We start from the raw sequence: 16551 nt of genomic DNA, 5'->3' as shown, positions 1-16551 counted from the left end.
ATTTTAAAACTGACCGATGACTTCATCGGTCAGTTTTTTTTATTTTTGACCTCTCTAACAATTTTGATTTAAACTTGAAACCTAATTTCTTACATATTCATTCGTCAAAGACCTATCGTAGCGTCTTAATTCTCTTAGTGCTTATAGTGCTAAATTTTTCCTGTAACCCTCAGGAAAAAACAAAGAATACGAAAGCGGTTATCGTATCAACAGAGCAACAGAGCAAAGCCTTATTTGAGCTCGTTTCTAGTGATTCAAGTAATTTGAAATTTAACAATGCCATAAAGGAGAATGTTGCTACCCTTGATAATTTATTCAACTTTGATTACTTCTACAATGGAGCCGGCGTTGGTGTTGAAGATTTTAACAATGATGGCCTTCTAGACATATTTTTTTGCGGCAATCAAGTACCCAACAAATTGTTCCTAAACAAAGGAAATCTTGTTTTTGAAGATATCTCGGAAACGGCCAAAATTAACCAAGGAAAAAAATGGTCAAACGGTGTTACCTTTTTAGATATTAATAACGATGGTTTTAAAGATATTTACGTTTCACAAGGAGGGCCCAACAACCGAAATAACCGCGATAATTTACTATACATAAATAATACCGATTTGACCTTTACCGAAATGGCACAAACCTACGGTATTGCAGATAAAGGTATTTCCACGCAATCTGCTTTCTTCGACTTTGATAAAGATGGTGATTTAGATTGCATTGTAATGAACGAAAATGAGTTGTATGGAGTTGACCCCATCAATCTAAAAAAAATGGTAGGCAAAGACGATCAAACCGCCTATTTCAACAGTTCTCACCTATACAGAAACGATAACGGTAAGTTTAAAGATATTACCAAAGATGCCGGTTTACTACGACCCATCTTTGGTCTGGGCTTAAGTGTAAGTGATATTAACAATGACAGCTGGCTTGATGTTTATATTGCTAGTGATTATTACTTACCCGATGCGCTATTTATAAATAATAAAAATGGAACATTTACAGATCAGATAAAGACCAATATAAGTCAAATTTCATTTTATGGAATGGGTGTTGACATAGCAGACATCAATAACGACAAATTACAAGATATTTTCACCCTAGACATGGCTTCAACCGATCACTTTCGCGCCAAAACGCTTATGGCCTCTATGAGTACAGATCGCTTTTCCTATTTGGTTGATAAAGAAAATTTTCAGCATCAGTACATGTTTAATTCCCTACAACTCAATATGGGAAATACGAATTTCAATAATATTGCCCAACTTACTAAAACGGCCAATACAGACTGGAGCTGGTCGGTTTTGCTTTCAGACTTTGACAATGATGAAGATAAGGACATCTTCATTACCAACGGATACAGGAGGTATGCTCTCGACAATGACCTCCAGTTAAAGGTCTTTGAAGCGAGAAGGAAATTTGGCAATAAAGTTCCCTTGAAAATAAAACAACAGCTCTACGATCAAATGCCTTCGGAAAAACTGCCAAATATATTGTATCAGAACAAAAGCGATCTGAATTTTGAAAGCTATGCCCAAGAATGGGGATTAGCCACCCCTTCCTTCAGCAACGGTGCGGCAACCGGAGACCTTGACAATGACGGTGACCTAGACTTGGTAATTAACAACATCGATGAAAATGCATTTTTATATAAAAATAACGCCATCGAACACAAACTGGGTAATTTTCTTAAAGTCAAAACCATCGGTAAAAGTTCTGAAACCTTTGCAAAGGTCAAAATATCATACAAAGGCAAATCACAGTTTATCGAAACCAAACGTGTTCGAGGCTATATGTCAGCGCAAGATAACACAGCTCATTTTGGGCTGGGCAAGGAAACAACAATTGATACCGTTCATGTTGAGTGGCCCAATGGAAAAATTGAAGAACGATTTGTCGTAAACGCAAATACCACGCTAGAGTTTCACGAAGAAGATGCTCAACTAGGTAAAATATCAAAAAAACCCTCAAATTCTGTTTTTAAAACTATCAGTCCAGTAGCGCTTGGACTTGACTTTCGTCATAAAGAAAACCTGTATGATGATTTTGAGCGTGAGATATTACTGCCGTACAAACAATCAAATTTTGGGCCTTTCATTGCAAAAGGTGATATTGATGGTGATGGAAAAGAAGATATGTTCATCGGTGGGGCTTCTGGTCAATCAGGTCAGTTATACCTCCAAAGAAATAATGGTTTTAAACCCATAAAGTCAGAAGCGCTCAATACCGATTCAGGCTATGAGGATATGGAAGCGGTATTTTTCGATTTTGATAACGACAATGATTTAGATTTGTACGTGGTCAGCGGTGGAAATGCATTTGATACTGGCTCATCTTACTATACCGATCGTCTTTACATAAATGATGGAAAAGCGAAATTCTCTAAATGGGAAAACACGGTATTAGGGAAAAATGCAGCCAGCGGCAAAACCGTAACCGCAATAGATTTTGATAAAGATGGCGACAATGACCTTCTAGTGGGAAATCGAATAATTCCAAAGAATTATCCAAGACATAGCTCCTCTATTCTTTATGAAAATATCGGGAATGAGTTAATAAATGTGAGTGATAAAATTGCCCCGGTTTTAAAAGAATTTGGCATTGTCAATAGTGTTATTGCCACAGACTTTAATAGTGATGGATGGGAAGATCTTATTGTGGTTGGAGAATGGACCTCAATTGGTTTTTTAGAAAATAACAAGGGTAAGTTCGTCAAAAAGGAAAATGTAGTAAAAACGGCGAAATCTAAAGGTTGGTGGTTTTCAATTAAAGAAACCGATATCAATAATGATGGAGCTCCTGATTATATAGTTGGAAACGCCGGACTTAATTTAAAATATCAGGCAAGCCCAAATAAACCGTTTAAGATTTATGCTGATGATTTTGACGGAAACGGCACCCATGATATTGTACTAAGCAAAAAGTATCAGGGTGAGTACGTTCCTGTGCGTGGGAGAGAATGTTCATCGCAGCAAATGCCCTTTATAAAGAGTAAATTTCCTAACTATACCTCTTTTGCAAGTGCAACCCTCGCAGACATTTACGGTGAAAAACTGAAAGCCTCTTATACAAAAGAAGTAAATACATTTGAATCTGTTATGCTTGTCAACAATGGTGATGGCAGTTTTGTTCAAAAATCCTTACCTATTGAAGCACAACTGTTTCCAATTCTTGATATTTCTATTTCTGATTTTAACAAAGATGGTTTTGAAGATTGTATCGTTGGAGGCAATATCTATGAAACAGAAGTAGAAACCCCTAGATTAGATGCAATATCTGGCCTTATTTTGCTGTCGAATGGAAGTGATGCATATATTCCGTTAAAGAACTCGAAAAGTGGTTTATACCCGAAGGGAAATGTCAAAAGTTTTGAAATCCTGACCACATCAGAACAACAAATACTTGTAGTAGGAAAAAATGATGACAACGTTGAAACCTATATCTTAACCGAGAATTAATACGTTTTTAGAGTGCAATTTGTATATTTGAACCCATTTTAATTTATCCATATGAAAAATATATTGACTTTTACGATTGCAGTTTTAACTGCTGGCCTAATGAATGCACAACTAGCTGGTGAAATAGCTACCAATATGGGAGTAGGTGCTACTACAACTGCTGGAGCGATTGCCACAATTGATGGGGCCTTAGGTAGTGCAAGAGCCAAAAAAGGGGATTATGATTCTAGTGAATTTTCAGGTTCTCCATACGTAAACAATAGTTTTCTTCCCACCTCGCTGTATTACAAAGACGAAAAAATCGGTTCTCTGTTTTACAGGCATAATGCCCTTAATGAAGAAGTTGAAATTATGAAAGCTAATGTCGAAGGCGAGTTAATACGCAGTTTGGCTAGAGATAAGGAGTTGAATATTCGTGTGAATGGCAAGAAAATGAGTTTCAAAACTTTTATTACGGTCAAAAAGAGAACGACTAATGGCTATCTAACGCAACTGTTAGATGGAAAGGAATACGACCTGTACAAACGTACATTGGTTAAATTTACAGAAGGTACGCCAGCGCAAAATTCATTTGTTGCGGCCGTACCTGCTCGCTTTACTCAATTTACGGAGTACTACTATCAAAAAGAAGGTGTGAATAGAATCGATGAAGTGGTCGCCAAAAACACTAAACTTTTGAAATTACTTGATGATGATGTTAAAGCGAAGACCAAAGCTTTTCTAAAGGCGAATGACTTAAACATCAAGAACGAAGCAGATATGGTTAAGGCTTTTGAGTTTTTAAACGAGAATTGATTAAAGTATTTATAAAACAATTTTGAATTAAACCGCCTCAAAGAATGAGGCGGTTTTTTTTGGTTAGAAACCTACTGATTACCGCAAAAGAACCTTATGTAAGCTCCTTCTGAATAGAATAAATGTTGTAACTTATGAGTGAAACCCATAAAAATTAGATTATGAAAAAATTATACCTTGTGTTCGTATCCATTTTAGCTTGCGGCGCTTTACAAGCTCAGTACGCAGGTGGAGGCGTGCCGAATTCGGCTGCTATTGGTGGTCAAACCAATTCTGTTTCTGCCCGAGTATTTGCACAATTACTCGGATCTATTGATGACGCTGAAAACAAAAGAAAAGAGCTCGAATTGAGCAGTATTCAAGGATCTCCATATACCTCAAATGAATTTGCGTCAACCACCTTATTCTATGGAGAAGACAAAGTACGTGACGTATATTATCGTTATAACGCCTTAAACGAGGAAATTGAAGTCAAGAAAACACTTTCGCCGGAAGAGGGGTATCGGGCCTTGGCAAAAGATAAAAACATCAATATTCTAGTAGAAGGCAATAAATTGGCCTTCAATACCTTCATCACGTCTAAAAACAGAACGCTAAACGGTTACTTGGCAGAACTATACAAAGGAAAGGAATACAAGCTCTATAAACGCATAATGGTCAAATATACCGAAGGGCAAGATGCACAAAATTCTTTTGTTGCGGCCGTACCAGCCAGATTTACACAGTTTACAGAGTATTACTTTAAAAAGAAAGACGTTAACCGCATAGACCAAATCCACCAGAAAAATGGCAAGTTTTTGAAGCAACTCGACGGTGAGATGATTTCAGATGTGAAGAACTATATAAACGAAAACAACTTGAACCTGAAAAATGAATACGATTTGGTTAAAGTTTTCGAATTTCTTGATCAGAAATAAACCCTTACCATCAAAATTGCCAAGTAGAACGCTATATTATATAGCGCTCAACTGAGCTATAATACTGTAAACCGCCCACCACAATAGGGCGGTTTTTTATATACCTTTGCCAAATGCAAAAGATCACCCAAATTTATGGTATACGAGCCGTTTTAGAGGCTATTAACTCAGAGGAACCTGTTGATAAGGTTTTTATTCAAAGAGGACTTAAAGGCGATTTATTCAAAGAACTAGAGCATGTTCTGCGTAAAAACCAGATCAATGTGTCATATGTACCCGTTGAAAAGCTGAACCGATTGACTAAAAACAATCATCAAGGTGTTGTTGCAAACATCTCCCCTATTGCTTTTTATGATCTCGAAGCTTTAGTAGAACAGGTAATGGAAACTAAGAAACTACCCCTATTTTTATTACTTGACCAGCTTTCAGATGTACGAAACTTTGGAGCCATTATTAGAACCGCCGAGTGTACTGGTGTTGATGGCATTATCATACAAAAGAAAGGTTCAGCCCCTGTAACGGCCGACACCATCAAAACCTCAGCGGGAGCTGCGTTCAAAGTGCCCATTGCGAAGGTTGATCATATTAAGGATGCTATTTATTACCTGCAGGCTTCGGGTATACAAGTGATCTCCGCCACGGAGAAGACAGATCATACCGTATACGATGTGTCATTTAAAATACCATCTGCTATTGTAATGGGCGCAGAAGATCGCGGTATATCACCCTCAATTATAAAAGCTTCTGATCGTACAGCCAAACTACCCCTTGTAGGTGAAATCGAATCGTTGAACGTTTCAGTGGCATGCGGCGTTTTCTTATATGAGGCCCTAAGGCAGCGAATGAAGAGCTAGCTGAACTCATCAGTCTTGGTTCGTATCTTTTGCATCTTTTTTATAGAGGTAGGTAACTTTCAAAGATTCACTTTCCAGTTTAGATTCTTGATCAGTGGTTTCGATAAAGTTGCCGTCTTCATCAAAATGTTGTAGAAATTCATCTTCCTTTTCGTTGTAATCTTCTTGTTCCCAAGCGAATTTCTTAGTTTGAGGAATAGAGGCTTTCATAAAAAATGCCATAGCAAGACCTGTAAGAAATCCTCCTAAATGACCTTCCCAAGAAATACCATCTTTCATCGGAAAGATATACCACAATAAACTTCCATAAACAAAAACCACGACCAATGACAGCGCCACCAGGCGATAATGCTTAGTGAAAATGCCTTTAAAAAATATAAAACTAGCCAAGAGATAGATGATTCCGCTGGCTCCAATATGATAGGACGGCCTGCCAATTACCCAGGTAATCAATCCTGAAAAAAGCAGTCCAAATAGTATTACCTTAAAAGCAACTTGGCGATAGAAATAGAAGAGTGAGGCCAACAACACCGCTAAAGGAATTGTATTGTTGTACAAATGCTCTAAAGAGCCATGAATAAACGGCCCAAAGAATATACCCTGTAGACCTGAAAATCTCCTTGGATAGAGTCCGAAATCATTCAGGTTGATCTTAAAATGCAGTTCCATCCAAAAAACAAACCAAATGAGCAAGACTGCCATAAGGGGCGCCACTAATACCGCATTGGAAAACTTAAATTCGTTTTGATCAGACATTTTCTTAAAATTAACTCATAAAGTCAATAAACAAGCCAAAATGGTAAAAACGGAAAGATTGTCATTTATATTATTCATTACTTTTACCAAATGAATGAACCACTTGCCGAACGTGTACGCCCCAAAACGCTGGAAGAATACATCAGCCAGAACCATTTGGTGGGTGAAAAGGGGTCGTTGACACATCAAATCAAAAAAGGAATAATTCCCTCTCTTATTCTTTGGGGTCCTCCTGGAACGGGTAAAACTACCCTTGCAAATATTATCGCAAATGAAAGCGAAAGGCCTTTTTATGCCCTTAGTGCAATAAATAGTGGAGTTAAAGACATTCGTGAGGTAATCGACAAGGCGAAGCAGAGCGGTGGGTTGTTTACTTCGAAAAACCCCATTCTATTTATTGATGAAATTCATCGCTTCAGCAAATCACAGCAAGATTCACTTTTGGCTGCAGTTGAAAAGGGATGGGTTACTTTGATTGGAGCCACAACAGAAAACCCAAGTTTTGAAGTTATACCGGCACTATTATCAAGATGTCAAGTTTACATTTTAGACGCTTTTGGAAAAGAAGATTTGGAAGCCTTATTACAAAGGGCGCTGGTGCAAGATGCTTTGCTAAAAGAAAAAAAAATCAAGCTTCAAGAAACAGAAGCTCTTTTAAGACTATCTGGAGGAGATGGGCGAAAATTGCTCAATATCTTTGAACTTGTCATAAACTCTGAGCAATCAAACACAGTAACCATAACCGATGAACTGGTTATGGGAAAAGTACAGAAAAATACTGTGCGCTACGATAAAACCGGAGAACAACATTACGATATCATTTCTGCTTTTATAAAATCGATAAGAGGCAGCGACCCAAATGGTGCCGTATATTGGCTTGCCCGTATGATCGAGGGTGGTGAAGATGTAAAATTCATAGCGCGTCGAATGCTTATTTCGGCTTCTGAAGATATAGGCTTGGCCAATCCCACAGCGTTGGTAATTGCCAACTCCGCCTTTCAAGCCGTTACCACTATTGGATATCCCGAAGCTCGAATCATATTAAGCCAATGTGCTATTTATTTAGCTACTTCACCAAAAAGCAATGCAAGTTATATGGCCATAGGCAAAGCTCAGCAAACGGTCAAACAAACAGGTGATCTTTCGGTTCCCTTGCCCTTACGCAATGCACCTACAAAATTAATGAAAGATTTAGGGTATGGAGAAGATTACAAATACGCCCATAACTATCAAAACAATTTTGTTGAGGAAGAATTTTTGCCTGAAGAACTAGTTGGTACATCATTCTACGAACCAGGAATCAACCAACGGGAAAATGCCATTAAAGAATTTCTAAAAAATAGATGGAAAGACAAGTATCAGCCTAAAACTTAATACGAAGCTCTTCTTTGATGATCTTATCTCCTTCATAATACTCAAAAAACCATTTTCCATCTGAAGAATACACTACCCCATCTTGCCCATCTGCCTTGGCAATGTAAACATTGGGCATAGAACTTTTGAAAATCTTCAATCGGATTTTTGGGGTACTATCTATCAATTGATATCCATTGGGAAGTGCCTGGGCATACAAGGTTTCGCTAGTTACTTTTGACACCGAAACAGTAGGCCCTTTGCCATAATCAGTTTGAACGGGTTCCACATTCTTAAAGCTTTGGTCTTCCTTGGTTGCCTGCTGCTCTACCATATTCTTTTCTTCTGAGATGTTCGCCTTCTTATAATCGGTTTCAACAGGTCTACGATCTTTATAAGACTGAACTTCTTCGGTAGCGATTTGCGCTACCATTGGATCGTGATCGTCTGTAACTTCAGGCTTATCATCAAGAGTTTTTACGTCATTCTTGAAACTAATGGTAACGGGCTCTTCCTTTACTTCTTCTTTTGGTTCATAAACATAATTGAGTGTGTCAAAAGAGCCAAATGCCTTAGAAATTGCTTCAGTGAAAGCATCTTTATAATCTTTTTTCTTGCTCTTACCTTCTTGCGTCAGAAACACTTCTTGATTGTTACAGTCTTTTAATTCTAGAACAGTCTTTGTGGTGAACATTGAAGAATTATTAATCAAATCAACGTATAATCCCAAGCATCTGTTGCTTGCCAAATCTGCTGGCAAATTATCGTCATAAACCGTTGCAAAACCCTTTTTACTGAACATATATTTTATATAGGTACTGGTCTGATGCTGATTTTCTTTTTTAAAGCCATCAAATCTTTTTGGTACAACAATGTATTTGAACTCATTCAAATTAACCTGTGCCTCACTAGCAAAACCTGCCATTAAAAAAATAGATAAAACAATACTTTTCAAAATTCTATGTTTTTCAAAACTGTCTTAAAGCTCGTTGTTAAGACAATTTCTGATTAATTATAATATCATATGAAAAAAGCATGCCAAAGAAGAAATTAATTGAGATGGTGTGCTTCGTAAATCATATCATTTCTTGCCCCAAGATATGATATTTAATCCTAATTGAAAAGAAGCATATCGGCTGTCTGCAATGTTCCGATACGCCAGCAGATTATCAGCCATGGCATATAAATTTATAGGACCAGCCTGCAAACTGAGCCCGAAACCAATATTCGTATATGTAAACTTATCTGCGGTATAGGTAGCTTTTATTGCCATTACATTACCAAGCCTTCTTTGATAGAAAGCGGTTAGCGCCGTTTGCGGGCCGCGGGGTCTATTTATCATATACAATTGTCCACCTACCCCATTAACATACTTTGGCACTCTATTGCTGCCCGAAACATTTGGGCCACATTCACAATCAGCACCTTTGAGTTCCTGCTCTCCCCAATTGTAACGTAAGGAAGCATAGAGTTTGGTAGGCCTAAAAGTTATATAATTTTTGAAGTTGTTTTCAAAAGGAACAATTTCTTCAATATCGTCAACAAGTTCTTGCCAAAAATCACGATTAGGATTCAAAAGATCTGCAGGTAAAATTACCTCAACTCCTTCGGTGGTAATATCACCTTTTAAAGTAAAGTTCTCCACATCATTGGTATGATAAATAAATCCTAGATCTAAAAGACTTGCGGTAAAAACCGTTTGTTTATTTAATTGATAGGTAAAACCTAAGTCAATACCCAGCCCCAGGTTCCCTCCAAACAATCCTCTCTTAATTATGGTCGAAGGAATGTTATCTTCGTCAGATGCCGCTTTTAAAGCATTTATACCCGATGTTCTCCATTTCATATCGGAATTAAAGGTACTAGCAAGTTCATTATTTTGACCAGGTCGGGTAATAAAAAACCCCTTGTTTCTAGTAGAGTTATAGTCAAAAATGCTCGAATAAATTTTAGCTCTTGCCCCAAGGGTCAGCTTATTGTTCATTTTTTTATTGACTCCGAAGTGAAACACATTCATCATTTCGCCCCTAGTTTTAAGGTCTCCCAGATCAAAGCGCTGGTTTAGTCGGTCTACGTTTCCTTCTATTGCCAAAACAACGTAGTCTTCAGGCCAATACAAAATTGCATCGGTTTCAAGGTAAACCCCAAGGGAATAAAAAAGATCACTATCAACGCTTCTAAAGCCTATGTTGAAAAGTTCGAGTTGTTGCGTAGCACTGATTACATCTCTGGCCTTCATCCCCCCTAACAGAAGGTCTCTTACTTTGGTGTTAAAATCCACACCATCGGCAGCAAAAAGATCATAGGCAGAAACACCGCTAGAACCCACTGCAAACGAAATACCCGATGCAACCGGAATACCTGTATACCATTTAAAATCAACTTCTACCCCGGGATTGACAAGTAATGACTGGGGAATTTCTGTGAAATCATACAACAACTGCTTATTTTGGGCAAACACACCAGTGCATACCCAAAAAATGGTAAAGTATAAGATCTTGGGAATTCTCATTTTAAACGGACTCTGAACCTACCACTAGATTGCAGCGTAATAAGTGGGTTTGGGAGGTTCGACACGCTGGTATTGTCACCTAAGTTTGTGGCAGTGACACGTATCGTCGTAAGAGTTCTAATGATATCAATACTTCGTCCGGTATCGCCATAGGCAATCTCACGTCTTATGATGGCTGATGGTGCAGGTTGTATTAAAAATACTTCCCTATCAGTTACAGTATTGCCTTCATCTAAGAATTCAACGATTAACTCTATTTCCTTACTTGTAGTATTCTCAACAACAAAGGTGATCGTTCCGTCAAGGACTCTTTCTGCAAAAACATCGGAGCTAAAAGCATCAAAATTGAAGTTTTGACTGAACACATTGGTTCCAGAAATAAGATTTATTAATTCCTCGGTGGTTTCCAGATAAAGAATTCCCGCTTCGTAAGTGGGGGTCGCTTCCAAATCATCGAATTGCGTAAAATCGAGATCCTCAGTACAAGAAAGGTTACTGCCAGCGAGCAACAGAATCAAAAACACGCTATGAAGTAGTCTTTTCATTGAATAAACCCTTTTGTCAAAGGACCGTAAGTAAGGCCCTTGCCATACTAGATATAACTCTACAAAAAGATTTTTATTTCACCTAAATCATGAATCATGGGACAAAATTCGTGGGAAGGATCATTATGAGCGTTAAAATGCAAGGTATGCAAGCCAGAATCTCTAGCGCCTAAGATATCAGCTTCAAGACTATCACCAATCATCAATGCATTTCTTGGAGCGACCTTTGCCTTTTTAAGAGCCAACTCGAAAATTATCGGATTTGGTTTTTTTACTCCTGCCATTTCAGAATTAATAACATGTTCAAAATAGCTATCTATATTTGAGTTTCGAAGTTTTTTTCCTTGAATTTCCTCAAAACCGTTAGTAATAATATGTAGTTTGTATTTGGGCTTTAGGTACTGCAAAACCTCTATGGTATTTGGAAAAAGGTGGTTATAGGATGATAAATACAATATGTACTCTTCAGATAACTTATGAATAATTTCATCTGAAATCGAAATACCTAATCTATCGAAAACAGATTTTAACCGTTCATACCGTAAGGCTTCTTTAGAGATTTTTTCTTCTCGATATAGCTTCCAATAGGTTAGGTTGGTCGGAACATACACCTCCAAAAAGTCAGAAAGTGCCACTGGAATATTGTTTTCGGATAATATTTTCGCAAAGGTAAGCGCCGAATTTTTTTCAAAATCCCAAAGGGTGTGATCTAAATCAAAGAAAATATCTGTTACAAAATCCTTAAACATTATAGCTATCTATGACCATTGCGTATAACTTTTTCCAATCTTTCTTTTTACTTCCTCCTAGGAGTTCAATAGAAAAAATTGATACAAAATCTCCTTTTACACTTTTAACCCTTTCATACAGGGCACCTATCTTTTCCGATATTTCTTCCTTAGACGCCATATTCACCAAAGCGTAATCATGAAAACTAAATGGATGAACCCGTATGGGTTGCTGTAGCTCAAGATTAATATCATAAAAATAAAACGGCGTGCAAGTACCGGCTCGAAAACCTATTTCATGCGTATAACCCATTGTATAATCATCAGTAAACTCCGTTTCTATCAAATTTCGATAAGTATTAGGCACATCAACACGGTTATAGCGCATTCGCGAGGAATTTACATCTCGGTTGATTACATCAGCAAGCGTTTTTTTCTCTTTCTTCAAGAGCGCAGTATCACTAAAAGAACTATAAGAAGCCGCAAGTGCAACCGTACTATAATCGGCAATTGATTTAATTAAAAATTTAAACTTATTGTTGTTTGGCGAAACATTTTTGTCATAGGTAGAATAGGAAGCAAATTGGAAGAAAAACATGCTTTTTACCGTATACTTCTTATGCAAATTGATCAAATAGCCATAGTTGTTAAAGGGGTCCTTCCTCGGATTAAACCAGACGCCAATTCGCCTGGCAATTCTTCTTATTTTAAATGAACTTAAATCGAGTAATAGTCCTGCAACACTCCTTACAAACCCCCTGTGAGCAAATCCATGAGAAGTAGTTACATCTACTATCGAGGTATAATTATAGGTTCTTTGTTTATATGCTAAATCAGGAAAACGTTCTTTTAATTTTTCCAACAATTTAAATGCCCACAGATCAACTACAGGTTGCTGTAAAAATCCGTTTTGATAGGCAAGGCTTTCTTTAGGCGGAAATCTACTATGCAAGTCCTTTACATGTGGTAAATACTCCTCATACCTACTAAGCAAGTAAAAACTGGCGGAAAATATATCAAATGGTATGGTACTACGTTCGCCGGCAATAAAGAAACAAGGAAGGCCTTCCCATTCACCCACATTTATTTGAAGATCGTTGATACCCTGTTCAAATAACAAATCATTACTTCTAACGAAAAACTCATTTTGCAATGGCTGTTTGGTGTATGTTATTTTCGGGCCCGAGTGTTTTATAAAATCTTCGACCTTAGTTGTAAACGTAACTTTTATACCCAAAATTCTAGTAAAAACCTGCTTCATGGTATAACTGAAGCGAGGGGTAATTTTATGGGTATAGATCAATAGCATGAATTTCTTAAATCAAAAAAGTAAGATTTTACAAAACGCCTTCGTCTGCAAAACTAAAATATTCCTTTTGGGTAATAATCAAATGATCCAAAACTTTTATATCAAGTGCTTCGGCAGCAATTATTAACTTTTGAGTGATTTGCCTATCAGCTTTACTTGGTTGAAGTGTTCCGGAGGGATGGTTGTGCGCCAAAATTAATGCTACAGCGCCAAGTTCAAGGGCTTGTTTCATGACCAATCGTACATCGACCAAAGTACCGGTGATACCCCCTTTGCTTAGCTGTGCCCGATGCAGTACTTTGTTTGAGTTGTTCAAAAAAATAATCCAAAACTCTTCGTGATGCAGTTCTCCCATAATGGGCTGCAACAATTCAAAAACATTTTGGCTACTTTCAATCTTGGTTATTTTTTGAGCATCTTCTCCCCTTCTTCGTCTGCCAATTTCTAAGGCCGCTGCAATGGTGACTGCCTTGGCCTCTCCAATTCCCTTGAATTCCATGAATTGTTTTATCGAAAGCCTGCCAAGTTCGTTCAGGTTATTGCTCACCGATGCTAAAATGCGTTTGGAAAGTTGTACCGCACTTTCATTCCGACTTCCTGAACCGATCAGAATAGCTATTAGTTCTGCATCTGACAAAATACCCCTACCCTTTTGGACCAACTTTTCCCTTGGTTTATCATCGTCGGACCAATTTTTAATGGAAAGGGACTTTAATTTTTGTTGCATTCCTAAAAATAGGATAAATCTCATATATTTAAAAACAAAGAATAAGTCTTAGGTTAATGAATACAACGATAACATGAAATCTATCTTCGAAGAAGCTACCTATACCCAAATTCTAGCCCGAATCGATGCTCTTAATGAAAATTCAGATCGGCAATGGGGTAAAATGACCGTTGCACAAATGGTTTGGCATTGTCAATTTCCATTCCTAATAGCCATCAAAAACAAGAATAAGGGAAATGGAAACCTTTTTGTTAGGCTATTTTTCAAAAAACAGATGTACAGTGATACACCTTTTCGAAAGAACCTACCAACGGCGCCAAATCTGAAGACGAAGGAAGAGAAGAACTTAAGCGTTGAAAAACCTAAATTAAGAGAACTGGTCACTGATTTTTACAACTGCAAAACCAGAAAAGACTGGAATCCTCATCCATTGTTTGGAAAATTAACCCATGATCAATGGGGTAAGATGCAGTACAAACATTTAGACCATCACTTGACCCAATTCGGGGTATAGTTAGTCATCTTCCGACTGAACATCTTGATGTTCTATTTTAGGCTTAGTATCATGCACCATTCTATCTTCCTCCAAGATAACGTTTGATACACCCAGCATTGCTGCGGTTAGTAAAAGTGAAAAAAATCGCCTAAATAATCGATACATAGATCTCAAAAATGTGGTTTTTTGCTCCTGGGTCATACTTACTGACAGTCAAAATACATTCCAGATATGTTCAACCTGACAAATATTCAGCTAGAAATCAATGGCTTAAGATTCTATTCTTGCTTTCACCTCTTCTAAATCCAAACCACCATAGTTACCTGAACTCATTAGCAATACTACTGAATTGTCAAAATCTTGACTAAAAACATAGCTTTTAAATGCATCCGCATTGGTATGAATTTCTAGATCGTTACGCTCAAAAGCTTCTTTAATTTGTTCGGCGCTGACAGCCTTCAAGTTTTTAATCGCAACCGACTCAGGTAAATAGAAAACCACGGCAATATCGGCAGCGTCTAAGGCGCCTTTATACTCCTTTAAAAATTGCGGATTAAAACTACTATAAGTATGCAATTCCAAACAGGCTATCAAAGTCCGATCTGGATATTGTTCCTTTACGGCCATGGTAGTCGCAGCCACCTTACTTGGAGAGTGTGCAAAGTCTTTGTAAGCTACACACGTCTTTCCTTCGGCTATTTTCTCTAAACGCTTAGAAGCTCCTGTAAAGGTTGTAATCGCCTCATAAAAATCGTCTTCATCAACACCCATATTTTGGCAAATCCATTTGGCGCCAGCCAAATTGCTAAGATTATGCTTTCCGAAAACTTCAATTGGCATGGGACCTTCAGGGGTTTCCAAAAGGGTTTGCCCATCTTCCACAGCATATTCGGGAGTTCGATATGGTAATTTGCGAATAGCATTTTCCGAAGCTTCAACGACTTTTTTTACTTCCTCATCTTCTGCATTATAGGTGATGCTTCCACCTTTCACTATGCCATCTACAAAAATCCGGAATTGCTCCACATAGTTTTCAAAAGTTGGAAATACGTTGATATGGTCCCAAGCGATACCACTTAACAAAGCGATATTTGGTTGGTATAAATGAAATTTCGGCCTCCTATCAATAGGTGAAGACAAATATTCATCTCCCTCTAAAACGATAAAATCATTTTCCTCAGTCAAGTGTACCATTCGGTCAAAACCCTCCAATTGCGCACCTACCATATAATCAACTGGCCTGCCGTGATAATTCAGCACATGCAGAATCATTGATGTAATGGTAGTCTTACCGTGACTTCCACCTATTACCACTCTTGTTTTGTTCTTCGATTGTTCGTAAAGAAATTCTGGATAGGAATAAATTTTGACACCTAATTCTTGGGCTTTTAACAATTCTGGGTTGTCAGATTTGGCGTGCATTCCCAAAATAACCGCATCTAAATCATTATGAATTTTCTCTGGAAACCATCCAAAGGTCTCTGGTAAAATTCCTTTGTCGTGCAATCGACTTTTTGAAGGTTCGAAAATAACATCGTCGCTGCCGGAGATAATATATCCTTTATGATGAAGCGCCAAAGCCAGATTGTGCATTGCACTGCCGCCAATAGCAATAAAATGAATTTGCATGAAGTAGAAATTATAATGTAAAGATAGGAATTGCAGTTAGCTTCGAAAACCACCACATTATAATTATCTTAGTAAAACAAATGAAACATTATGAATCTTAACCTCTCCAATATTCAATCTAAAGAAATTATGCCGGGCTACCATGGCAAACTAGTGCATACAGAAACCATGAGCTTGGTTTTTTGGGATGCTGAAAAAGACGCCGTTGTACCTGAACATCATCATGTTCATGAACAAATTATGTATGTTATCGAAGGGGAATTTGAATTTACGCTTGATGGTGTTACCAAAATTTACTTGCCTGGAGATATCGTTCCTATTGCCTCCAATATTCCACATAGTGGAAAAGCACTTACATCATGTAAATTAATGGATGTTTTCAGTCCGGCCAGGGAAGAATACAAATAAAAAGGGCCTTTCGCTAACCGAAAATACCGACTTACTCATTTTTCATTGTTTTCAGGGGGGTTTGGAA

General features: G+C 37.7%; 15 protein-coding genes. 7 read left to right on the top strand and 8 right to left on the bottom strand.

Annotated features, from left to right (window positions below):
* The first annotated feature begins 74 nt into the window (after positions 1 to 74).
* From ABJN95_RS17665 to rlmB, 4 genes are all read left to right on the top strand, one after another.
* Positions 75 to 3455, top strand: coding sequence for an FG-GAP-like repeat-containing protein (locus ABJN95_RS17665; protein ID WP_348372363.1), 3381 nt, complete (start codon positions 75 to 77; stop codon positions 3453 to 3455).
* A gap of 51 nt (positions 3456 to 3506) precedes the next feature.
* A complete protein-coding gene (locus tag ABJN95_RS17660) occupies positions 3507 to 4250 on the top strand; it encodes a hypothetical protein (protein WP_348372361.1) in 744 nt (247 codons plus the stop codon).
* Between the two features lie 161 nt (positions 4251 to 4411).
* Positions 4412 to 5167, top strand: coding sequence for a hypothetical protein (locus ABJN95_RS17655; RefSeq protein WP_348372360.1), 756 nt, complete (start codon positions 4412 to 4414; stop codon positions 5165 to 5167).
* 113 nt (positions 5168 to 5280) lie between these two features.
* Complete coding sequence (gene rlmB / locus ABJN95_RS17650; protein WP_348372358.1) at positions 5281 to 6021, top strand: 23S rRNA (guanosine(2251)-2'-O)-methyltransferase RlmB; 741 nt, start codon at positions 5281 to 5283, stop codon at positions 6019 to 6021.
* Positions 6022 to 6030: 9 nt separating this feature from the next.
* On the opposite strand, the gene ABJN95_RS17645 is transcribed toward rlmB, so the two are convergent.
* Positions 6031 to 6777: a rhomboid family intramembrane serine protease gene (locus ABJN95_RS17645; RefSeq protein ID WP_348372357.1), complete on the bottom strand. Its 747-nt coding sequence runs from the start codon at positions 6775 to 6777 to the stop codon at positions 6031 to 6033.
* Between the two features lie 90 nt (positions 6778 to 6867).
* Here ABJN95_RS17645 and ABJN95_RS17640 point away from each other — a divergent pair, with 90 nt between their 5' ends.
* Positions 6868 to 8151 (top strand): replication-associated recombination protein A, encoded by a 1284-nt coding sequence (locus ABJN95_RS17640; protein ID WP_348372355.1) that lies wholly within the window; start codon positions 6868 to 6870, stop codon positions 8149 to 8151.
* Here ABJN95_RS17640 and ABJN95_RS17635 read toward each other — a convergent pair.
* From ABJN95_RS17635 to radC, 6 genes are all read right to left on the bottom strand, one after another.
* Positions 8141 to 9085: a hypothetical protein gene (locus tag ABJN95_RS17635; protein ID WP_348372354.1), complete on the bottom strand. Its 945-nt coding sequence runs from the start codon at positions 9083 to 9085 to the stop codon at positions 8141 to 8143. The two genes, ABJN95_RS17640 and ABJN95_RS17635, sit on opposite strands and share 11 nt — an antisense overlap.
* A gap of 126 nt (positions 9086 to 9211) precedes the next feature.
* Entirely contained in the window at positions 9212 to 10642 is a 1431-nt protein-coding gene (locus tag ABJN95_RS17630; RefSeq protein ID WP_348372352.1) for a DUF5723 family protein, read from the bottom strand.
* Positions 10639 to 11187, bottom strand: a complete 549-nt coding sequence (locus ABJN95_RS17625) for a hypothetical protein (RefSeq protein WP_348372350.1) — start codon at positions 11185 to 11187, stop codon at positions 10639 to 10641. Before ABJN95_RS17625 ends, ABJN95_RS17630 begins: the two co-directional genes overlap by 4 nt.
* Positions 11188 to 11246: 59 nt before the next feature.
* Positions 11247 to 11936: a YjjG family noncanonical pyrimidine nucleotidase gene (locus ABJN95_RS17620; protein WP_348372349.1), complete on the bottom strand. Its 690-nt coding sequence runs from the start codon at positions 11934 to 11936 to the stop codon at positions 11247 to 11249.
* On the bottom strand, positions 11929 to 13224 hold the full coding sequence (locus tag ABJN95_RS17615) for a polysaccharide deacetylase family protein (protein ID WP_348372347.1): 1296 nt from the start codon (positions 13222 to 13224) through the stop codon (positions 11929 to 11931). The genes ABJN95_RS17620 and ABJN95_RS17615 overlap by 8 nt, the downstream gene beginning before the upstream one ends.
* A gap of 28 nt (positions 13225 to 13252) precedes the next feature.
* A complete protein-coding gene (radC, locus tag ABJN95_RS17610; RefSeq protein WP_348373218.1) occupies positions 13253 to 13951 on the bottom strand; it encodes a DNA repair protein RadC in 699 nt (232 codons plus the stop codon).
* Between the two features lie 73 nt (positions 13952 to 14024).
* Here radC and ABJN95_RS17605 point away from each other — a divergent pair, with 73 nt between their 5' ends.
* Complete coding sequence (locus ABJN95_RS17605) at positions 14025 to 14465, top strand: DUF1569 domain-containing protein (RefSeq protein ID WP_348372345.1); 441 nt, start codon at positions 14025 to 14027, stop codon at positions 14463 to 14465.
* 252 nt (positions 14466 to 14717) lie between these two features.
* On the opposite strand, the gene ABJN95_RS17600 is transcribed toward ABJN95_RS17605, so the two are convergent.
* Positions 14718 to 16076 carry a Mur ligase family protein gene (locus tag ABJN95_RS17600; RefSeq protein ID WP_348372343.1) on the bottom strand — a complete coding sequence of 453 codons (1359 nt, stop codon included), beginning with the start codon at positions 16074 to 16076 and terminating at the stop codon, positions 14718 to 14720.
* 90 nt (positions 16077 to 16166) lie between these two features.
* Between ABJN95_RS17600 and ABJN95_RS17595 the strand changes: the two genes are divergently transcribed.
* On the top strand, positions 16167 to 16484 hold the full coding sequence (locus ABJN95_RS17595) for a cupin domain-containing protein (RefSeq protein ID WP_348372341.1): 318 nt from the start codon (positions 16167 to 16169) through the stop codon (positions 16482 to 16484).
* Positions 16485 to 16551 lie beyond the last annotated feature (67 nt).

This window comes from Maribacter sp., from assembly GCF_039974175.1.
In the GTDB taxonomy this organism is placed as follows: Bacteria; Bacteroidota; Bacteroidia; order Flavobacteriales; family Flavobacteriaceae; genus Maribacter_C.
This window is presented reverse-complemented; position numbering and strand designations above follow the sequence as displayed.